Below are 20427 nucleotides of genomic sequence, written 5' to 3'. Positions count from 1 at the left end.
ATGAGCACATTTATTTTTGACCACCCCCTGATTGATGGCAAACTGGCCAAGCTGCGCAGCCGCACCACTCCTGTGGCGCTGTTTCGCCAGCTTGTGGAAGAAGTGACCACGCTGATGCTCTATGAAGTGGCCAAGACCTGCCCCGCACCACCAAACAGGTGGAAACGCCGCTGGCCATAACCCAGTGCCCGGTGCTGGACGGACCTCCGCCGGTGTTGGTGCCGGTGCTGCGTGCCGGGCTGGCCATGGCCGATCCCCTTCTAAAGCAGCTGCCCACCTCTCCGGTGGGACACGTGGGACTGGTGCGTGACCATGATACTTTAGAGCCCATCCGTTATCTGGTGAAGCTGCCCCCCATGGCCGGACGTCCGGTTTGGGTGCTTGACCCCATGCTGGCCACCGGCGGTTCCGTCTGTGAGGCGCTCAACATCCTGCGGGAGTATGGTGCCGAAGATATTTCCCTTTTCTCCATCATCGCCGCCCCGGAAGGGGTGGCCCGGCTGGAGCGGGAACATCCCGACGTACGGCTCTTTTTAGGAGTGCTGGATGAAAAATTAAACGAAAAGGGCTACATTATGCCCGGACTGGGCGATGCCGGAGACCGGCTCTACGGTACGGTGTAAAGGGGAAAAGAGTATGAGACCATCCTGGGATGCATATTTTATGGAAATTACCCATGTGGTGGCAGGCCGGTCCACCTGCCTGCGCCGCAAAGTAGGTGCTTTGATTATTAAAGACAAACGGATTCTGGCCACCGGTTACAACGGTGCCCCCAGCGGCCTGGCTCACTGCCAGGACGTGGGCTGTATCCGAGAACAACAACAGGTGCCCTCCGGTGAACGTCATGAATTGTGCCGGGCGCTGCATGCCGAGCAAAACGCTATCCTGCAGGCGGCCCTGTACGGCGTCTCAATTCAGCACGCCACCCTGTACTGCACCACACACCCTTGTGTAATGTGTGCAAAAATGATTATTAACGCCGGCATGAAGGAAGTAGTCATTGTCAAAACCTACCCGGATACCATGGCCGCCGCCCTCCTGGATGAAGCTGGAGTGACGGTCCGTTATCTGGAAGAACCGAGCGCCTGTTAGTCTCCGCGCTGTTGAGGTGAGAAATGCCAAATTCAATGCCTGTCAGTAAACGTGGTATCTTCGTTTCACTGGCACTGAGTGTGGGGTCTTTGGCCCTGATTATGTTTTTTACCGTGGATGAAAAGACCGTAGAAAGCGTGCTCCGCCTGGATCCCGGTTTTTTGGTTATTGCCACTCTGATGGTGGCTGTTTTGTGGGGCGTGGAGGGTCTGCGCATCAAGGCCATTGCCCATTCCCTGGGATATACCGACCCTCTGCCGCTGCGCGACGGCACCCGGGTCTATCTGGTGACCTTCTTCTTTGCCGGCATCACCCCTATGGCGGTGGGAGAGTGGCCGGCACAGGTCTACGGACTCTGCCGCTCCGGGCTGTCGGCGGGTGAATCCACCGCCGTTTCCCTGGTTCGCGCCTTTTTAACCAAAAGCGTCTTTGTTTTGGCCGCCGCCTTTCTTTTGTTTGTGGACGGCCGCGCTGCCCAGGGCTCCGGCCCCATCTTTATTTTGTTTCGCTATGCCTTCTGGGTGATGATTGCCACCACCGCCGTCTACCTGCTCTTGATGTGGCGGGCGGGGTTGGCCCAGTCGCTGTTACAGAAACTGCAACAGTTCCGTCATTTCCAGTCTTTTTACGAAAAAAGGCCCAAGGTCCGCCGGTTTGTAGATAACCTGCTCAATGAAGCCAACCACTTTCAGGACACGGTGGGTTATATTAACAAGCAAAACGGGCTGCGCTTTTTGGTGCCCATGCTTTTAACCGTTCTTTTCTGGGGTATCTTTTACTCCATTGCCCCGGTGCTTTTGGCCGGACTGGGTGTGGCGGTGGATTTTCACACCACCATCGCCTGGCAGGTAATGATTATGCTGGTTATTCCCTACGTTCCCATTCCCGGAGGCAGCGGCGTGGCTGAGTTTGGGCTGGCCACACTTTTTGCCGCCTTTGTTCCTGCCAGTGTTCTGGGGGTTTTTATTCTGGCCTGGCGCTTCTTTACCTATTACCTGACCCTGATTTTCGGAGCCATCTTCATGGGCGGGCTGGGAAAAAAAGTTTAAGCTATCCTTTGGGCTGCCGGCCGTCAGGCCGCAGCCCAATATAGCGGCAAGCAATGTCGCAATATTTAAAAATATAAGAAAAAGGGGAGGAAATTATTGTGAAAAAAGCTGTAGTAGTAAGTGCAGTACGAACCGCAGTAGGAAGTTTTGGTGGCAGTTTAAAAGGTGTACAGGCGGTGGATCTGGGTGGACTGGTAATTAAGGAAGCCCTGCGCCGGGCCGGCGTAGACGGTGCCACAGTGGACGAAGTAATTATGGGTAATGTACTGCAGGCCGGCCTGGGCCAGAATCCGGCCCGCCAGGCAACCATTCGCGCCGGGCTGCCGGTGGACGTGCCTGCCCTCACCATCAACAAAGTTTGCGGCTCCGGCTTAAAAGCGGTGAATCTGGCAGCAGCTGCGGTTATGGTGGGCGATGCGGAAATCGTGGTGGCCGGCGGCATGGAAAACATGAGCCAGGCGCCGTATTTGGTTCCCGGAGCCCGCTGGGGGCAGCGTATGGGCGACGGCAAGCTGGTAGATTCCATGCTCACCGACGGTCTCACCTGCGCTTTTGACGGCATTCATATGGGCATTACCGCAGAAAACATTGCTGCTGATTTCTGCATCCCCCGGGAAGATCAGGATGCCCTGGCGGCGGAAAGTCAGCGCCGTGCCGTGGCCGCCATTGAATCGGGCCGCTTTAAAGATGAAATTGTTCCCGTAGAAGTGCCCCAAAGAAAAGGTGATCCGGTAATTTTTGATACCGACGAATTCCCCAAGAAGGGTTCCACCGCCGATGTGTTGGCCAAGCTCCGTCCCGCCTTCAAAAAAGACGGTACGGTAACTGCCGGTAACGCTTCCGGCTTAAACGACGGTGCCGCCGCTGTGGTGGTAATGTCGGCGGAGAAAGCGGCCGAACTGGGCCTGGAGCCGCTGGCAGAAATCAAGGCTTCCGCCTCCGCCGGGGTAGAGCCGCGCATTATGGGTACCGGCCCCATTAACGCTTCCAAGAAGGCTTTGGCCAAAGCCGGCATGGAGTTGGGAGATCTGGAACTGATTGAAGCCAATGAAGCGTTTGCCGCCCAGGCACTGTCTGTGGCCAAAACTCTTTCCTTTAATATGGATGCCGTTAACGTCAACGGCGGAGCCATTGCCATCGGTCATCCCATCGGTGCCAGCGGGGCAAGAATCTTTGTTACACTGCTACATGAAATGAAAAAACGTGATGCCAAAACAGGCCTTGCCACCTTATGTATTGGGGGCGGACAGGGTGTGGCCACTGTGGTGGCTCGTTCCTAAAAAAAAAGCAGGCGCCAAACAGGCGCCTGTTATTTTAATCACAAAATTCTGAAAATTCATAAGAAAAAGTAAATTTATTCTTATAAGATTACTTTTTGTTGCAGGGATTTGCATATACCTGTCGAAAAGGAATAGGGTCATTCGGGAAATGCTAATTACTTGCCTGTGGTAATTATCCGGGTACATATGGAAAAATAGTGTGCCGCACATGTTTTTTTGGATATATCCGGGAATTGCTGGGAACTATAATTATGGTATGGAAAAGCAGGTGAAAATGTGGTAAAGTATCGCCCGGAGGACTTCTCAGGTTTTGGTTTGGCAATTAACCTGGCATTAAGTATTTCCATTCCCTTACTTGCCGGAGTGCTGCTGGGCCAGTTTCTGGGAAGACAATTTGGCAACGCGCCCCTTTTTGTTCTTGTTGGTGTGATTTTGGGGTTGATTGCTGGGTTTAGGCAGGCTATGCGGATGCTCTTAAAGAAATAGAGCCCGGGGCCGGTCTAAGCTGTCTTTTCATGCAGTTTGTCGGGCCGGAAGCTGCCGCCGGAGACCGACAAAGGTTTATATACTGGTGACGAAATAACGCTTCACATTTTGTGAAGCTGCTGAGGAAACCAGTATTGAAAAGCGCGCTGATGGAACTGAATAAGCCGCTTTTCTTATAAATTTCAGAGGAGGTGATAGCGTTTGTTGGTGGATATGATTAAAGACATTCGGGTCGCAGAAGACCAGGCGGAAGAGGCAAAACGCAAAGCCCACGCTGAAGCCCGTAAAATTGTTCAGGAAGCGGAGCTAAAGGCGTCCGAGGTCTTCCAGAAGAGTTTGGCAGCGGCAGAGGCAGAAGGTCGCGACATTGTTGCCGCAGCGGAAAAAGAGGGCCAGAGTCTGGTGGCCCCCATTCAGCAACGTGCAGAACAGGAGATTGAAAAGGTAATCGGCGCTGCCCGCGAAAAACAGGAAGCGGCAATTACAAAGGTCATGGAGAGGATCGTGAAAACCTATGGGCATATCTAAAATGAACAAGGTTTACCTGGTCGCCCACCAGGCCGAGAAGGATCAGGTCCTCGCCGTCCTGCAGCAACTTGGTGTAATGGAGGTTAACGATCTTCAGGCCAAGGATTTGGAAGATGAGGCCTGGGCCGATTTGGTGGAAGGCGATCAGGAACAGGAAGCGTTAAACACACTGGAGGAACGGTTAGCAGATGTGCGTTTTTCCCTGGATTTCCTGAAGCGGTATTATCCCGCCAAAAAAGGCATGCTGGATGCCATTAACGGTGAAAAGAAGTCGGTTTTGGCAAATGAACTGGCAGACACGGCAGCACAGTGGGCCGAAACAACTGACCAGGTATATGCCGCACTGCGCCAGGTGGATGAAAAACTAATTTCCCTGCGCAATGAAGAAACCCGGCTGCAGAACCTGAAGCTGCAGCTGGAACCATGGGATAAACTAACCGTACCCCTGGAAGAAGTTAAGTCCACAAACACTGTACGCGTCGAGCTGGGCACTTTGCCCACGGCAGAACTGGGCCCGGTCAAAGAAGAACTGGCCGAAGCCGGTGCAGCATTCGTTTTGGACGAAGTGAAGGCAGAGCGTGGCGAGTCCTACGTACTGGTAGCCTACCACGCCGAAGATGCCGAAGAGGTGCCGGCACTTCTCAAGCAGCACAACTTTAACAAACATACCTTTCCGAAGCTATCCGGGACGCCAAAAGAAAACCTGGAGCGGATTGAAAAGGAATTGGTTCAGGCGGACAAAGAGCGCCAGGAAGCGCTGGCAGCCGCCGGAGAACAGGTCAAACACCGTGAACAACTGAATTATTACCTTGATTATCTGACGGTGGAGCGGGACAAAAAGCAGAAAGTTGCCAGCTTTGCCCGTACCAGCAACTCTTTCATTCTGGAAGGCTGGATTCGTGAACAGGATCTGCCGGAGCTGAAAAAGAAGCTGGAAAAGGCCTGTGACACCGTTGAGGTTGTCTCCCGTGAACCCGAGGAAGGTGAAGCGTTTCCGGTTTCTCTGGAAAACAAACCGGCCTTTACACCTTTTGAGTTCATTACCAAACTCTACGGGACACCCAGTCCCCACGGCCTTGATCCCACTGCCAACCTGACACCGTTTTTCATTGTCTTCTTCGGTCTGGCCATGACCGATGCAGGCTACGGTGTGATTCTGGCACTGGTGGCGGCGCTGGCCCTGACCAAGATTAAGCCTCAGGGCGCACGTAACCTGCTGTGGATTATTTTCGCCGGTGGTATCTCCACCTTCGTGTTTGGCTGGCTGGTGGGCGGCTGGTTTGGCGCAGATCTGTTGGGCGCCCCGCTGTACTTCAGCGCACTGGAAGATCCCATCCTGCTTCTTGTTTATTCTCTGGCACTGGGGATTATCCAGATCTTTTACGGGATGGCCATCAAAGCTGCCTGGAGCATTAGGGAAGGCAGAATCTTGGATGCCGTCTTCGATCAGGGCTTATGGTACCTCTTAATCATCGGTATCCTGCTAATGGCAATTATGCCTGAGTTGGGCATCGGCGGCCCCATGGCCATCGCTGCAGCCATCGGCCTGGTACTGACCCAGGGCCGTACCCAGCCCACCATCGTCAAAAAGTTCCTGTCCGGTCTTTTGTCTCTGTATGACATCACCGGATACCTCAGTGACGTTCTTTCCTACTCCCGTCTGTTGGCTTTGGGACTGGCTACCGGTGTTATTGCTCTGGCGGTCAACACCATGGCGGGGCTTTTGACAGGCCATATCATTGGCTGGGTCATCATGATACCACTGCTGTTGGTAGGCCACACTTTCAACCTGGTGATTAACTCGCTTGGCGCCTACATTCACGCCAGCCGTCTCCAGTACATCGAGTTTTATAACCGGTTCTATGAAGGTGGCGGTCGCTCATTTGTGCCGTTTAAGCTGAACACCAAGGAAATTGAAATTCAGCCCGAATGGCTGCAAAAATAAAAACAAAAAATAAACATTGTTTACTGACAGGCGTCCAAAAAAAAACTAATACGCCTGTGGAAAAAGGAGGCATTTATCAATGATTGAAACTATGACTGGTGCGAGCTTAGCGCTTATTGGTGCAGCACTCGCTGTATTGCTGGCAGGTATTGGTTCCGCAATTGGTATCGGTATTGTTGGTCAGACCGCCGCCGGTGTCCTGACAGAGGATCCGGACAAGTTCGGTCCCACCCTGCTTCTCCAGGCTCTGCCCGGCACACAGGGTATTTACGGCCTGTTGACCGGTTTCTTGATTCTGCAGCAAACCGGCATGATCGGTGGGGAAGCTGTTGCTCTCTCCATGGCAGAAGGTTGGGGTTATTTCTTCGCAGCTATGCCCATTGCTTTTGTAGGTCTTCTCTCTGCTATCTATCAGGGCAAAGTTGCTGCCAGCGGCGTACTGATGGTTGCCAAACGCCCCGAAGAATTGGGTAAAGGTATTATCTATGCCGTTATGGTAGAAACCTATGCTATTTTCGCACTGCTGATGTCCATCATGATCATGTTCTTCGGAATTTAAGGGGGGCTGCCTGATGTCAGGAGCCGATAAGCTCAGGGAAAAAATCTTGGCGGAAGCCGGCAGCCAGGCAGAAGTAGTCCTGGAGGAAGCGCGCAAAAAAGCTGAAGCCATCATCGCCAAAGGCGAAGAAGAGGCTGCGGCCAAGAAAGAAAGCGTGCTGCAGCAGGCCCGCGCCACCGGTGAGGAGCGGCGCCGCCGCGCCCAAACCATTGCGGAGCTTGATGCCCGTAAGGCCATTCTGGCTGCAAAAGAAGAACTCATTGAAGATACCTTCAGGCAGGCTTTGGAGCGCCTGAAAGGTTTGGACCAAAAACAATATGAAGACGTGATTTACCCCATGCTCCTAGCCGCAGCGCAAACCGGTGCCGAAGAAATCATCGTCTCCCCCGCAGATGCGGGGCGCTTCACTCCGGAACTTCTGGGCCGTGTTAACCAGGCTCTGAAGGAACAGGGCAAGCAGGGCAACCTGACCCTCTCCGGTGAAACGCGTGAAATGCAGGGTGGTTTTATCCTGCGCAGCGGAGACGTGGAGATCAACAACTCGTTTGACTCCATCCTGCGTATGCAGCGTGACGAACTGGAACCGGAAGTAGCGGCAATCCTTTTTAGTTAATAACCAACGCTGGAAGGCAGAGAAGGCCCGGTATGTCGGCAATAGTCCGGCAACCGGCACTGACCTCTGATCTCCGGCATGAAAGGAGGCTTGGAGCGTGCCAAGTAATGACCGGTATGCCTACGCTGTGGGCCGAATCCGTGCCATGGAAACACGGCTTTTGGACCACGGTAAGATTGAGCGTATGGTAGAGGCCAAAAACGCTGATGAAGCGCTGAAGGTGCTCAGTGAAAGCGAATATGCCGAGTATCTGGCTAACCTGGACAGTGTTCACCACTTTGAACAGGTGCTGGATCATGAATTGCGCCGCGTTTATCTGGAGCTGCGCAAAATTTCACCGGAGCCCGAACTAATCGGCCTCTTTGCCAAGAAATTTGACTATCATAACTTAAAAGTCCTGATTAAAGCCAACAAACTGGGCGAAAAAAGGGACGAACTGTTGGTTACGGAAGTGGGCAATATTGCCCTGGAAGAACTGGTCCGTGCCGTCAGTGATGATGACTATAGCAACCTGCCTCCCCGCATGCGCCAGGCGGCGGAAACCATCTCCGAGCAGTTTCGTATGGAGGCGGACCCGCAGCTGGTAGATCTATTACTGGATCGGGCCATGTATGAAGAATGTCAGGAACTGGCCGACGAATTAAAGTCGCCGTTTCTCAAAGATTATCTGACCAATCAGATTGATCTCTTAAACATCAAGACCTACTTGCGCGTACGGCGTCTGGGCCGTCCCAAAGACTTTCTGGAGCAGGCACTGCTGCCCGCCGCCGATGTGGACATGACAAAACTTGTCCAGTTGGCGGAGCCCCTGGAAGTATTGGTGGACCGGCTGATGTATTCCCGGTACGCATCGGTGGTGGAAGAGGGAATTCAGACGTATCAAAAGACCGATACTCTGACCCGCTTTGAAAAGCTGGCCGACGACCATCTCATTAACATGATCAAGAAGGCTAAATACGTCACATTCGGGCCCGAGCCCATCGTGGGGTATCTGTTGGCCAAGGAAAATGAGATTAAAATGATTCGCATTGTGATGGTCGGTAAAATCAACCAGCTGCCCACCGAAGAGATCAAGGAAAGGTTACGTGATGTCTATGTATAAGGTTGCGGTAGTTGGTGAAAAAGACTCAATTCTGGGTTTCAAAGCCCTTGGTGTCGCCGCATATCCGGTAACCAACGGTGACGAAGCGGCCAGCGCCCTGCAGGAAATTGTACGAGACAAAGTTGCCATCGTCTGCATCACCGAAGCCATTGCCCAGCATATTCAGCCGCAAATTGACGAGCTGAACAAGAAGCTGATACCGGCGGTGGTGCTCATCCCCAATAACCAGGGAACCCTGGGACTGGGCATGCAGCAGATTAAGCGGAATGCAGAGAAGGCTATCGGCGCTGATATCTTATTTGGGAAAGAGGGTAGTTAGCTTTGACCAATACGGAAAATGTGGGTAGAGTCGTCAAAGTTTCCGGCCCGCTTGTCGTTGCGGAAAATATGGCGGGCGCCAAGATGTTTGATGTTGTCCGCGTTAGTGACAAGCGGTTGATCGGCGAAATTATTGAAGTGCGCGGAGAGCGCGCATCTATCCAGGTATATGAAGAGACCGCAGGCCTAGGCCCCGGCGAACCGGTGTACTCCACCGAGATGCCCCTTAGTGTGGAATTGGGACCCGGCCTGATTGAAGCGATTTACGACGGCATTCAGCGTCCCCTGGACGCCATCTACAACCAGGTAGGTGCCAGAATTGCCCGCGGCGTTGAGGTACAATCCCTGCCCCGCGACAAAAAGTGGAACTTCCAGCCTACTAAAAACCAAGGCGACGAAGTGGTGGCCGGCGACGTCCTGGGTACTGTGCAGGAAACCACCCTGGTTGTGCACAGCATCATGGTGCCTCCCGGTGTAAACGGCAAGCTGACCTTCATCCACAACGGTGAAGCCACCGTGGAAGAAACAATTGCCAAAGTGGAAAAAGACGGCAAGACCACTGAAGTACAGATGATGCAGAAGTGGCCTGTACGTCGCGGCCGCCCCTATCAGGAAAAACTGTCTCCCAACGAGCCTCTGGTTACAGGCCAGCGCGTTATCGACATGTTCTTCCCGGTAGCCAAAGGCGGTGCCGCCAGTATTCCCGGACCCTTCGGTTCCGGTAAAACCGTTACTCAGCACCAGTTGGCCAAATGGGCCGACGCTGAAATTATCGTCTACGTTGGTTGCGGTGAGCGCGGCAACGAGATGACCGACGTTCTAAACGAATTCCCCGAACTAAAAGACCCCAAGTCCGGCGAACCGCTGATGAAGCGGACCGTTCTGATCGCCAACACTTCCGACATGCCCGTTGCGGCCCGTGAAGCATCCATCTACACCGGTATCACCATTGCGGAATACTTCCGTGATATGGGTTACTCGGTGGCCATGATGGCCGACTCCACCTCCCGCTGGGCGGAAGCGCTGCGGGAAATGTCCGGCCGTCTGGAAGAGATGCCCGGTGAAGAAGGTTATCCGGCGTACCTGGGTTCCCGTGTTGCGGAATTCTACGAGCGTGCCGGTAAGGTAAACTGCCTGGGTTCCGATGAGCGCATCGGTGCACTGACAGCAGTAGGTGCGGTATCACCTCCCGGTGGTGACCTCTCCGAGCCCGTTTCTCAGAATACTCTGCGGATTGTTAAAGTGTTCTGGGGCCTGGACGCCTCTCTGGCGTACCGCCGTCACTTCCCCGCCATTAACTGGCTGCAGTCCTACTCACTCTACACCGATATCTTCGATGAGTACTATCGGAACAACTTCGGCAGTGAGTGGACCGAATATCGCAATGAAGCTATGAAGCTTCTGCAGGAAGAAGCGGAACTGGAAGAAATCGTGCGCCTGGTTGGTGTAGACGCCCTTTCCGAGAAAGAGCGCCTCACCCTGGAGACTGCCAAGTCCATCCGGGAAGACTTTTTGCACCAGAACTCTTTCCACGAAGTGGACACCTACGCTTCCATGCAGAAGCAGTTTAAGATGATCCGACTGATTATGCTCTTCCACCATGAGGCCCGGCGCGCCACCGAACGCGGTGCCAACCTGCTGGATATCCTCAACCTGCCGGTGCGTGACCAAATCGCCCGTGCCCGTTACCTGGCGGAAGATGACATTGCCAAAATCGATGAATATGAAGCTGCTGTGAAAGAACAGATCGCCGGCATCACCGGCGGTGACGAAGACCAGCAGCAGTACGCGTAGGAAGGAGGGACCGCCATGCAAAAAGAGTATCGTAGTGTTTCAGAAATCGTCGGACCTTTGATGATGGTCGAGCAGGTTGACGGCATCAAGTTCGGCGAACTGGCTGAAATTGAACTGAAGGACGGTTCGATCCGCCGCGGACGCGTGCTGGAGGTAAACCGTGATAAAGCGCTGGTACAGATTTTCGAAGGTTCCAGCGGCATGAACGTAAATCAATCCAAGGTACGTTTCTTGGGCAAGGGTATTGAGCTGCCGGTGTCCATGGATATGCTGGGCCGTGTTTTCGACGGCCTGGGTCGTCCCCGGGACAATGGTCCAAAGATTATCCCTGAGGACCGCTTAGACATCAACGGCCTCCCCCTTAACCCCTATGCACGGAACTATCCGTCTGAGTTTATTCAGACCGGTGTTTCCACCATTGACGGCCTGAACACCCTGGTTCGTGGACAGAAGCTGCCGATTTTCTCCGGCTCCGGTCTGCCCCACAACCGTCTGGCTGCACAGATTGCCCGTCAGGCCAAGGTTCTGGGAACCGATGCAAAGTTCGCCCTGGTGTTTGCCGCCATGGGTATCACCTTCGAGGAAGCGGACTTCTTCATCTCCGACTTCCGTAAAACCGGTGCTATCGACCGTTCCGTGCTCTTCATCAACCTAGCGGATGACCCCGCCATTGAGCGGATCGCTACACCGCGGATGGCTCTGACCGCCGCCGAATACCTGGCGTATGAAAAAGGGATGCACGTTCTGGTTATCATGACCGACATCACCAACTACGCCGAAGCGCTGCGGGAAATCTCCGCCGCCCGTAAAGAAGTTCCGGGCCGCCGCGGCTATCCCGGTTACCTCTACACCGACTTGGCCACACTCTATGAGCGTGCCGGCCGGATCCGGGACCGCGAAGGTTCCATCACTCAGATTCCCATTCTCACCATGCCTGAAGACGACAAGACGCACCCCATTCCTGACCTCACCGGCTACATCACCGAAGGTCAGATTATGCTCAACCGTTCTCTGAACAGAAAAGGCATCTACCCACCGGTAGACGTGCTGCCGTCTCTGTCCCGTCTGAAGGATAAAGGTATTGGTGACGGAAAAACACGGGAAGACCACGCCGACGTACTGAACCAGCTGTATGCCGGTTACGCCCGTGGTAAAGAAGCCAAAGAACTGGCCGCCATTCTCGGTGAAGCGGCACTCTCCGACGCCGACAAACTGTTTGCTAAGTTTGCCGACGAGTTTGAGAACCGCTATGTAAACCAGGGTGAAAACGAAGATCGTACCATTATTGACACCCTGTCCATCGGCTGGGACCTCTTGTCCCTCCTGCCCCGCACCGAGCTGAAGCGGGTTCGCGACGAATATCTGGAAAAATATCTGCCCGCTAAGGGGGAATAAGATATGGAAATTCGCGTAAACCCGACCCGGATGGAGTTTAACCGCTTAAAAACCCGCCTTAAAATGGCACAGCGCGGTCATAAACTCCTGAAAGACAAGCGAGATGAGCTGATGCGTGTATTCCTTGAGCTGGTTCGCGAAAACAAGGATCTGCGCACACGGGTGGAAGCGGAACTTTCCCGTTCTTTCGCCAACTTCCTGCTGGCCAGCGCCGTGATGAGCGGCGAATCCCTGGAAGAGGCCATCATGTATCCCAAAGCCGCCGTTAAAGTGGATGTGGAAACCAAAAACGTAATGAGCGTGCACGTCCCCAAAATCACCTCTGCTGCCAAAGAAGGCACCGAAGGTGAAGAAGAAGACGCCACCCCCTACGGTTTTGCCAACACCTCCGGTGAGCTGGATACCTCCATTGCCACCCTGGCTGAAGTTCTGCCGCACCTACTGCGTCTGGCCGAACTGGAAAAGTCGGTGGGCCTGCTGGCGGATGAGATTGACAAAACCCGCCGCCGGGTTAACGCCCTGGAGCATGTCCTCATTCCCCAGTTGCAACAAACCATTAAATATATCAGCATGAAACTGGACGAAAACGAACGGGCCGGTTTAACCCGCCTGATGAAAATCAAAGACATCGTCCGCGGAGAAGACTAATCCAAACCGAAACCTAAACCCAAAAATGCTGCTGTGCAAATCGCACAGCAGCATTTCTTTTCCAACCCCGCAAACCGGGGACGGACCTTTTTTCGCACTTCATTGCAACTTTCTGCACGGTTTGCGATGCAAAGAGGAATCACTCTAGCCACAGCATTCTGCCATAACAACACTTTGATAAGCATGTTATCCCGCCACAACACATTCTGCAAAAACGGCTGCATTTAGCTCTGAAAGTTATTATTTGTACTTACTGATTTTAGATTGCAATTGTCAGAATATTCTGATACTATAAGAAGTACAACTCAAAAAGGAGGGAAGCAGATGTTAACTCAATTTGGCCGTTTGCTGGAAAGGATTGCGAAATCCAATGAAAAGGTGTTCCAGGGGAAGCCCCTGAAGGTGTACACCATTAATCAGTCTCAAGAGAGCCAAATGGCGAAATTGAGGATGATTAGAAATGACAGTAAACAGGCACCGCGTCGAGCTCCCATTTGTGCTGTGAGCCCAATGCAGGGAAGGTGCAATTGCGAACCAATAGCGTAAAATCCTTTAGGAAAACGGGCACTCATAACGAGGCCCGTTTTCCCTGTGCAAACCAGGGACGGACCTTTTTTCGCATTTCTTTGCACACTTTTGCACGGTTTGTAATGCAAAGAGGAATGACCTTAACCGCAGTAAGTTAAGGTTGTCCTTTAAATAAGAGTATGAATCTTACCCAGGACTTCTGCAAAAGTGCTTTCATCCAGTGAGCAGATATATGAGGTATTCCGGCTGCGCCAATCTAGATTTTTCAGATGATCTGCCAGTACAACACCCTTGATTGGAAGTTTATCCGGCAACAGCACTTCAAATGGATAACCCTTTTGATTGGAAGTTATGGGGCAAAAAATAGCAAGACCTACTTTCTTATTGTAAGCATTTGGGGAAATACATACCGCAGGCCTCCTGCCAGCCTGTTCATGTCCTGATTGTGGGGAAAAATCCAACCAGACAATATCACCGCGACACGGAACATATACCTTACCTACCATATTTCTTTACCTTCCGGTTTGCCAAAAGAATATTCTTTATGGAGATTGGTCTCTTTTACCTCTTCGAGCAATTCCTCCAGCTTATATTTCTTTTCATCTACAGGTTCAATAATAAGTTTACCTTCGGCTATGGAAAGATTTATATTGGATCCGTTTTTTAGTTGAATCTCATTGGCAAAAGACTTGGGTATTCTCAGCGCCAGACTGTTACCCCACTTTTGTACCTTTATAAGCATATAACCACTCCTTTGTATCTACATTGATTATACATCATGGTAAAAGAGCAGTCAATTAGACTCAATGCTAATTGGGGACGTATCATTTTTTGTATTTTTACTGTAATTCCTTGCAGGATTTTCGATATTAACAGCGAAATATTCTGCACGAACAAATGTTCGAAAGGAAAGGAGTGTGGAATTTATGCCAAGAGGTCCACGGAAGCGGAGCAGAAGTGGGGTGTATCATGTGATGATAAGAGGCGTAAACAAGACACTAATCTTTTTAGACGAAGAGGACAAGAGATACTTCTTGCAAGTGCTTTTCAAGGTCCAAAAAATTTCGGGCTTTATCCTCTTCGCTTATTGCATCATGGATAACCATGTTCATCTGGTAATCAAAGAAGGCGATGAATTGTTGCCGGAAATAATGAAGAGGATAAATGTTCGGTACGCCACCTATTTTAACAAAAAATATGGTAGGGTGGGTTATCTATTCCAAAGTCGTTATCGCAGCGAGACCATAGAAACGGATAGTCGGCTCATTGAATGTATAAGGTATGTTCATAACAACCCATGCAAAGCCTATTTAGTGCACCAACCTGATGGTTATCTGTGGAGTAGCTACCGTGCTTACCTGGAAAAAGAGGAAGGCACAAAACTGCTTGATACCGAATTTGTTTTGGGGCTTTTTGCTAATATAAGATCCGTTGCACAGAAAAAGTTTGCTATCTTTTCGGCGTTGGACGCGGAAGACAATTTCATAGATATAGAAAAAGATTTGGACGAAAAAAGGCGGGAAGCTGAAGTAGTGATAAAAGAAATCCTGGCAAAGCACAAGATAACAACCGAAAGCCTGGCGTCCACAAACCTAGCTCTACGGGCTCAAATTTTAAGGGAAATACGTGAAAAAGTTAACTTGCCGGCGAAGGTTTTGGCAGAGATGCTGGGGGTCAGTGTGCATCTTATATACCGCGCCTGATATGCAAAATCCTGCAAAACAGTGCGAAAAAAGGTCCGTCCCCCTTTTGCACTGTGTCGTTTATTGAAAGTTCAGAATTTATTTTGCAATTTTTTGTTGCAATTATCTGAATAGTTTGCTATAGTTGGTTGTATATTCAAAAAAAGGAGGGACGAAGATGTTCACTCAATTTGGCCGTTTGCTTAAGCGGATCGCGGAATCCAATGAAAAAGTCTTTAAGGGAGAACCCCTAAAATTACACACTGTTAATCAGTCTCAAGAGTGCCAAATGGCGAAATTGAGGGTGATTAAAAATGAGAGCGAACAGGCGCCGCGTCGGGCCCCAAGCCCAGCGGGTTGCGGCGTACAAGGCGCGCTCGCCAATCAATAGCCTTACGTACTTAACGGAAAACGGGCACTCATAACGAGGCCCGTTTTCCCCTGCTGATATAAAAGAAACCGGCCATTTGGCCGGTTTCTTAATTAATCGGTTTACTCTTCAGAGTCATCTGTCAGCGGAATAACATCGTCGTTGGGGTTACCTTCGCCGCCGGGCAGGAAGGTATGAACTCTCATGTCCGGAGTGTTGCTGCTGAAGGCTCTTACGGGCATCAGCTCATCAATGTCAAAGGTTTCATCTCCATGACACTGTGCACAGGTGTCGTCGAAGCTGTCGCCAACCAAGCCGTTGGCAGAATGAAGGTCGTGACAGTCGATACAGCTCTTGCTGTCAAACATTGCAGTCTGCTCAAAGTCATTGTACTGCATGCGGTGAGAGCGACCGGCACCGTCTGCAAAGAAGCGCATGCTGCCGTCTTCAGCAGCATCGAAGTAGCCGACGGTTTCGCCGCCTTCAACTTTGCGCCAGATGTTTTCACCGGTTACAACGCTCTGGGGCAGAGTGATGTCGCGCAGGTCATCGCCGAATTCATAGCCGATGGGATCCTGGCGGGCGTCATGACCCACAGTGCCGCTGTTTCTGGCATGGCAGGTGCCGCAGAAGTCGTTTTGCTGAGCAATGCTCAGGTTACGGATGTTAACAATGTTGTCCTTAGAGGGGCTGGCAACGTGCTCGGAACCAGGTCCGTGGCAAGCTTCACAGCCTACGCCAATTTCAGAAACGATATCTTCCAGCCTGTAGTCAGCTGCAGTTCTGTCAACAGTTTGACTGGCTTCCAGGTCAAAACCGGTAGCGTGGCAGGCCAGGCAGCGGTCTTCATAAATGCTGCCTCCGCCGTAACCGTAAAGGCCGGCTCCGTCAGCACCTTCAGGGTAGTACTGAGTGGTCAGGAAGCCATAACCTTCGTCAGTCTTAACAACGAAGCGCTGCTTCCATCTCTGACCTACGATGTATACGATTTCGTCCAAAGATTCGATGCGACCGCGATCGCCACCGATGGTGGTAAATTCGCTGTCTTCACCTTTTTCCAGTTCGGCTTCCAAAGCCGCTCTGGAAACATCCCACATTTCTGAGGCATCCTGAATCATGTATGGATGCTCAGTTTCCAACCATCCTGCATGCTCGCCGCTGTGACAGGTGGAGCAGGACTCAGAACCGACGTAAGTCAGCTCTGCTACTTCTTCGCCATTGTCATTGTCATTGTTCTCGTTGTTGTTGTCGGCAACATTGTTGTTGTCGTTGTTGCCACAACCTGCAGCGAGAGCCACAACTAAAATGGCCATGCAGAAGAATAACAACCAGCTCTTTCTCAAAATAAAAACCCCCTTTATAAGTTGTTGGTACCGCTACAGCCATGCTTCAACCTCCCTGTGGTGATCACTTTTGCAGCAGTGTTTGAAGAGCTCCTCTTGTGAATTCGGCGCACAAGTCCCAATCCCTCGATGCCATAAGCAACTCTGTCCCGAGACAAATGTCCTTTTCGCAATAATTTTGTAATAAATAGACCTAAAAGTTGTCAATAAGTCCTGAAAAGACACAGATTTGCAAAAGAGGCAAACTAACGCCTGCTTCTTCTAATAATTATAAAGCCTACAGTAAAAAGTGTTTTACGAGCGTTAAATGTGCAAAATTCTGCAAAGAGATGCGAAAAAAGGTCCGTCCCTTTTTTGTACAAAAGAAAAAAGGCCGCGTATGACGCAGCCTTTCTTCTTAATGAATCGATTAGTTTTGCTCAGGAACATTGGGGTCAGGGTCGCCTACACCACCAGGGAGGAAGGTGTGGTTGCGCTGATCCGGAGTGTTGCTGCTGCTAGCACGTACTGGCATATACTCTTCGGGGTCATACTGGCCATCTTCATGGCAGGCATTACAGGTATCCTCGAACGCCCATCTTAATGTGCTGGGAGCGCCAGTGGAAGTGTGTACCTGGCCGGCTGCGTGCACATCGTGGCAGTCGGTGCAGGATACTACGCCCCAGTGAGGACCTTGGATTAAGTCGTTAAACTGCATTCTGTGAGATCTGGAACCGCCGTCTTCAAAGAAACGCCAGTTTCCGTCTTCTTCGCTGTCATAGTAACGACCGCTTTCGCCCAACCAAACGTTCTGGTTAGTGCCGGGGCTGAGAACCTTGGTGTAATCAAAGATATCATCACCGATTTCAAAGCCGATGGGGTCGTTCCGTCCAGGTACTTCGAGGCTGCCGGAAGCACGGGCGTGACAGGAACCACAGAAATGGAGCTGCTCTTCGATGGTAAAGTCAGCCGGGTTAACGATTAATTCGGGGTTGGTCACATCGGCAATGTGTGCACTACCGGGACCGTGGCAGGCTTCACAGCCAACGCCCGGCTCGGCAAAGTTGTCTTCCAGTCTGTAGTTTGGATCACTTCTGACAAGAGACTGGGACAACTCCAGATCAAATCCGGTGGAGTGGCAGCCGATGCAGTTGTCTTCCCAAAGGCTACCGGCACCATACGGGGATAATTCACCGGAAGGCACGTTAAACTGGGAAGTTAAGAACCGGTGCCCTTCATCAGTTCTGAACACAAAACGCTGTTTAAAAAATCCGCCGTTAACAAGGTCAATCTGATCCACTGAAGTAAGAACTTCACCGTCTGCTCCGATGCGCAGCAAGTCTTCGTCGCCATTGGCAATGGCAGCTTCCAGAGCGGCTACGGCTTCAGGAAGGATTTCATCCGCATCCATGATCATGTATGGATGCTGGGTGTCTTTCCAGCCTGCATGCTCGTCGCCGTGGCAAGCGGCGCATCTATCGGAACCAACGTATGTCAGTTCTACCACTTCGTCGCCGTTGTCGTTATCATTGGCATCGTTGTTATTGTTGTTACCGTTATCGGCTACGTTGTCATTGTTGCCACAACCTACGGCAACAAAGGCAATCAGAGCCAGACAAAGCAACAATAGTAAACTCTTTTTCAACATCTCTACCCCCTAAAAAAAATTGATAAAGCTTGCTTCCGGTTAAATTTGCTCTATCCCCCTTTATATTTGTTGTCCGCTCTTTTAACATTTTTACTAAGGTATTTTTAACTAAATGAACGTAATAACTACTTGAGTTAAAAGAGCTCACTTTGTGAATTCTACTTACAAGCTATATCTCCTCGGGTGCATGGGTACCTATGACCCAAGACAAATGTCCTTTTCGGTGTAAATTAGACATAAAATGTCCCCAAAATCCAATAAATTGCCCTATTTTAGTACCAGGGGCATAATGACCTACGTGCAGTAAACACCCGTTTCGTACTGTATACCGCTGCAGCCTTTGCAAATACGAAAATAATTTCAGCACAAAAAAGAAGCAGGCAAACGCCTGCTTCTTTTAAGCATGATAAGTTTATACTTTAGGGACCGTCTGTTCACAGGAAAGTGCTTTAAAGTGCCAGAGGATATCCTGCAGGTTCTGCAGCATTTGCATGAAAATAACAGAAGCCTTGGGATGGCATTGGCCCTTACACAGTCTGGCTTCATGCATTACCGTGCTGTTAGCCGCACTATTGCGCAGCTCATCTGCTTCTTTATTGACATGTTCCACAATCAGGGGATTGCAGGTGCGGACAACATCGGCCACATGGGGTAGTAAGTCGGTGGTGCGCCGCAGCAGGTCACTCATCTCCGCCACCGCTTCTTCGGAAAACATTACTTTTTCTTTAACTTTGCTTTCCACCTGATGTCCCAGATGCAGCGTGTCGTAAAAAACCTTGCTGAGGTTCAGCGTGGCACTTTGTACCGCCAGCGCTTCCGGACCACCCATTTCACTTGCGGTCTCCGAGAGGCTAACCAGCGTTTTGCGAATCTGACCCGAAATGTCATCCGTCGCTTTCCGGTATTTCAGGCTGAGCCGGTGATTCATAAAAGCGGAGCTTATTTCCTTTAGCAAATCACCAAGCAGGGAAACAATTTGATCCATTTCTTTGGCAGCAGCAGTGTTGACTATTTTTTTTTGCACAAAATCCTCCTCCTCTTGTCCAGGGGTGGACAGCCCAAAGGCATTATGTATTAAAGGTATTATACCACAGTTTTCTACACCGTACTACGGCAGCTTTGATAAAAAATGTCTTAAAATTCAAACTTTTTAAGCGGTCTAATATTTTTTGTCCTTCATATACATCAGTAAGGTTTAAAGTGGGAAATTTTTGCCAATGCTATAGAGTGGGAGGTGAGGACATGAATCGGACAAAAATCATAGTTTTGGTCCTGCTAATCGGTTTAATGGTGGTGGTTCTTCAACAGAAAGAGGAGGAGCCGGTTTTAACGGAAATGGAAGCGCTGGAGACCATTTTTAATACAGCGGGAGCCTCGGTTGTGGAAGGGGAAGTACAGTTTTACGCCGCTTTGGAGAGCCGCTATTATACCATGGACGAGCTGGAATCAATTCTGCTTGAGGTGGCGGATCTGTTGGGAATAGAAGGTGGGCCGGTGGACCGCGGGGAAGGGGAATCATTTCGTGTTTTGGATGTGTACGGCGAAACCGCCTTTGGACCCAAAGCCCATGTGGTTTTACAAAGTAATCCCGGAGACAAAGAATATGATATAGATCCTCAAACCTATTTACTCATCATCTGCCGGGATGAATCTGTAAGCGAATTGGCCACCATCATCAGCAGGCTGGAGGAAATTGTCATCCCGTATGCGCCCAGCGGCCAACTGAGCTTTTATCTGACCGGTGAAATTCCTGCCAGGCAAACCAAAGGAGAAATGGAAAGCCTGGCTGAGCGAGCCTTAAGCGCAGTTCGCGGCAGCGTGGTGGAAGGCATGGAAGATGAGCAAATGGTGAGCCTGACTGCCTATACTCCCATGCTGGGACGCTCCATGGCTATAGATGACGAAAAATTTAATCTCAACCTGGCTCTGCGCTACGATGATTATAACGATACAACCATCCTCTGGGCCGGCTTTCCATTGATTCACGGTACTTATTAATAAAATTTAACATTAAAATCCACTAAAAAGTAAACATAAACAATGACAAGTCATCAAAAGATAAAATAGA

At 50.9% G+C, this 20427-nt stretch carries 21 protein-coding genes and 1 pseudogene; 17 read left to right on the top strand and 5 right to left on the bottom strand.

Annotated features, from left to right (window positions below):
- From upp to DEALDRAFT_RS08250, 14 genes and pseudogenes are all read left to right on the top strand, one after another.
- Positions 1-623 (top strand): annotated as a pseudogene (gene upp / locus DEALDRAFT_RS08315) (uracil phosphoribosyltransferase).
- Positions 624-636: 13 nt separating this feature from the next.
- Positions 637-1092, top strand: coding sequence for a deoxycytidylate deaminase (locus tag DEALDRAFT_RS08310; RefSeq protein ID WP_040378723.1), 456 nt, complete (start codon positions 637-639; stop codon positions 1090-1092).
- A 23-nt stretch (positions 1093-1115) separates the two neighbouring features.
- A complete protein-coding gene (locus DEALDRAFT_RS08305; protein ID WP_008516580.1) occupies positions 1116-2141 on the top strand; it encodes a lysylphosphatidylglycerol synthase transmembrane domain-containing protein in 1026 nt (341 codons plus the stop codon).
- Between the two features lie 98 nt (positions 2142-2239).
- Complete coding sequence (locus tag DEALDRAFT_RS08300) at positions 2240-3421, top strand: acetyl-CoA C-acetyltransferase (RefSeq protein WP_008516579.1); 1182 nt, start codon at positions 2240-2242, stop codon at positions 3419-3421.
- A gap of 276 nt (positions 3422-3697) precedes the next feature.
- Positions 3698-3907 (top strand): AtpZ/AtpI family protein, encoded by a 210-nt coding sequence (locus DEALDRAFT_RS08295; protein ID WP_008516578.1) that lies wholly within the window; start codon positions 3698-3700, stop codon positions 3905-3907.
- Positions 3908-4108: 201 nt separating this feature from the next.
- A complete protein-coding gene (locus tag DEALDRAFT_RS08290) occupies positions 4109-4435 on the top strand; it encodes an ATP synthase subunit B family protein (RefSeq protein WP_008516577.1) in 327 nt (108 codons plus the stop codon).
- Between the two features lies 1 nt (position 4436).
- Positions 4437-6380: a V-type ATP synthase subunit I gene (locus tag DEALDRAFT_RS08285; RefSeq protein ID WP_161598025.1), complete on the top strand. Its 1944-nt coding sequence runs from the start codon at positions 4437-4439 to the stop codon at positions 6378-6380.
- A 79-nt stretch (positions 6381-6459) separates the two neighbouring features.
- Positions 6460-6939 carry a V-type ATP synthase subunit K gene (locus tag DEALDRAFT_RS08280; protein ID WP_008516574.1) on the top strand — a complete coding sequence of 160 codons (480 nt, stop codon included), beginning with the start codon at positions 6460-6462 and terminating at the stop codon, positions 6937-6939.
- Positions 6940-6952: 13 nt separating this feature from the next.
- On the top strand, positions 6953-7552 hold the full coding sequence (locus tag DEALDRAFT_RS08275; protein WP_008516571.1) for a V-type ATP synthase subunit E: 600 nt from the start codon (positions 6953-6955) through the stop codon (positions 7550-7552).
- A 97-nt stretch (positions 7553-7649) separates the two neighbouring features.
- Positions 7650-8654 carry a V-type ATP synthase subunit C gene (locus DEALDRAFT_RS08270; protein WP_008516570.1) on the top strand — a complete coding sequence of 335 codons (1005 nt, stop codon included), beginning with the start codon at positions 7650-7652 and terminating at the stop codon, positions 8652-8654.
- Positions 8641-8973 carry a V-type ATP synthase subunit F gene (locus DEALDRAFT_RS08265; protein ID WP_008516569.1) on the top strand — a complete coding sequence of 111 codons (333 nt, stop codon included), beginning with the start codon at positions 8641-8643 and terminating at the stop codon, positions 8971-8973. Before DEALDRAFT_RS08270 ends, DEALDRAFT_RS08265 begins: the two co-directional genes overlap by 14 nt.
- Before the next feature lie 2 nt (positions 8974-8975).
- A complete protein-coding gene (locus DEALDRAFT_RS08260; protein ID WP_008516568.1) occupies positions 8976-10766 on the top strand; it encodes a V-type ATP synthase subunit A in 1791 nt (596 codons plus the stop codon).
- 15 nt (positions 10767-10781) lie between these two features.
- The gene (locus DEALDRAFT_RS08255) at positions 10782-12161 is read left to right on the top strand and encodes a V-type ATP synthase subunit B (RefSeq protein ID WP_008516567.1); all 1380 of its coding nucleotides are present in this window, start codon (positions 10782-10784) and stop codon (positions 12159-12161) included.
- A 3-nt stretch (positions 12162-12164) separates the two neighbouring features.
- Positions 12165-12809 (top strand): V-type ATP synthase subunit D, encoded by a 645-nt coding sequence (locus DEALDRAFT_RS08250; RefSeq protein WP_008516566.1) that lies wholly within the window; start codon positions 12165-12167, stop codon positions 12807-12809.
- A gap of 695 nt (positions 12810-13504) precedes the next feature.
- Here the strand turns inward: DEALDRAFT_RS08250 and DEALDRAFT_RS08240 are convergent.
- Both DEALDRAFT_RS08240 and DEALDRAFT_RS08235 read right to left on the bottom strand, forming a co-directional pair.
- A complete protein-coding gene (locus tag DEALDRAFT_RS08240; RefSeq protein WP_008516564.1) occupies positions 13505-13843 on the bottom strand; it encodes a type II toxin-antitoxin system PemK/MazF family toxin in 339 nt (112 codons plus the stop codon).
- Positions 13837-14079 (bottom strand): AbrB/MazE/SpoVT family DNA-binding domain-containing protein, encoded by a 243-nt coding sequence (locus DEALDRAFT_RS08235; protein WP_008516563.1) that lies wholly within the window; start codon positions 14077-14079, stop codon positions 13837-13839. The genes DEALDRAFT_RS08240 and DEALDRAFT_RS08235 overlap by 7 nt, the downstream gene beginning before the upstream one ends.
- Positions 14080-14311: 232 nt before the next feature.
- On the opposite strand from DEALDRAFT_RS08235, the gene DEALDRAFT_RS08230 reads away from it, so the two are divergent.
- The gene (locus DEALDRAFT_RS08230) at positions 14312-15040 is read left to right on the top strand and encodes a transposase (protein WP_243441152.1); all 729 of its coding nucleotides are present in this window, start codon (positions 14312-14314) and stop codon (positions 15038-15040) included.
- 157 nt (positions 15041-15197) lie between these two features.
- Positions 15198-15410 carry a hypothetical protein gene (locus tag DEALDRAFT_RS08225; RefSeq protein ID WP_008516560.1) on the top strand — a complete coding sequence of 71 codons (213 nt, stop codon included), beginning with the start codon at positions 15198-15200 and terminating at the stop codon, positions 15408-15410.
- A gap of 101 nt (positions 15411-15511) precedes the next feature.
- On the opposite strand, the gene DEALDRAFT_RS08220 is transcribed toward DEALDRAFT_RS08225, so the two are convergent.
- From DEALDRAFT_RS08220 to DEALDRAFT_RS08210, 3 genes are all read right to left on the bottom strand, one after another.
- Positions 15512-16732 carry a cytochrome c3 family protein gene (locus DEALDRAFT_RS08220; protein ID WP_008516559.1) on the bottom strand — a complete coding sequence of 407 codons (1221 nt, stop codon included), beginning with the start codon at positions 16730-16732 and terminating at the stop codon, positions 15512-15514.
- A 409-nt stretch (positions 16733-17141) separates the two neighbouring features.
- A complete protein-coding gene (locus tag DEALDRAFT_RS08215; protein WP_008516558.1) occupies positions 17142-18359 on the bottom strand; it encodes a multiheme c-type cytochrome in 1218 nt (405 codons plus the stop codon).
- Positions 18360-18771: 412 nt separating this feature from the next.
- Entirely contained in the window at positions 18772-19383 is a 612-nt protein-coding gene (locus DEALDRAFT_RS08210) for a hypothetical protein (RefSeq protein ID WP_008516557.1), read from the bottom strand.
- Between the two features lie 218 nt (positions 19384-19601).
- Between DEALDRAFT_RS08210 and DEALDRAFT_RS08205 the strand changes: the two genes are divergently transcribed.
- Positions 19602-20357 carry a YwmB family TATA-box binding protein gene (locus DEALDRAFT_RS08205; protein WP_008516556.1) on the top strand — a complete coding sequence of 252 codons (756 nt, stop codon included), beginning with the start codon at positions 19602-19604 and terminating at the stop codon, positions 20355-20357.
- The last annotated feature ends 70 nt before the right edge of the window (positions 20358-20427 follow it).

Origin of the sequence: Dethiobacter alkaliphilus AHT 1 (assembly GCF_000174415.1) — a bacterium.
Taxonomy (GTDB): Bacteria; Bacillota; Dethiobacteria; order Dethiobacterales; family Dethiobacteraceae; genus Dethiobacter; species Dethiobacter alkaliphilus.
This window is presented reverse-complemented; position numbering and strand designations above follow the sequence as displayed.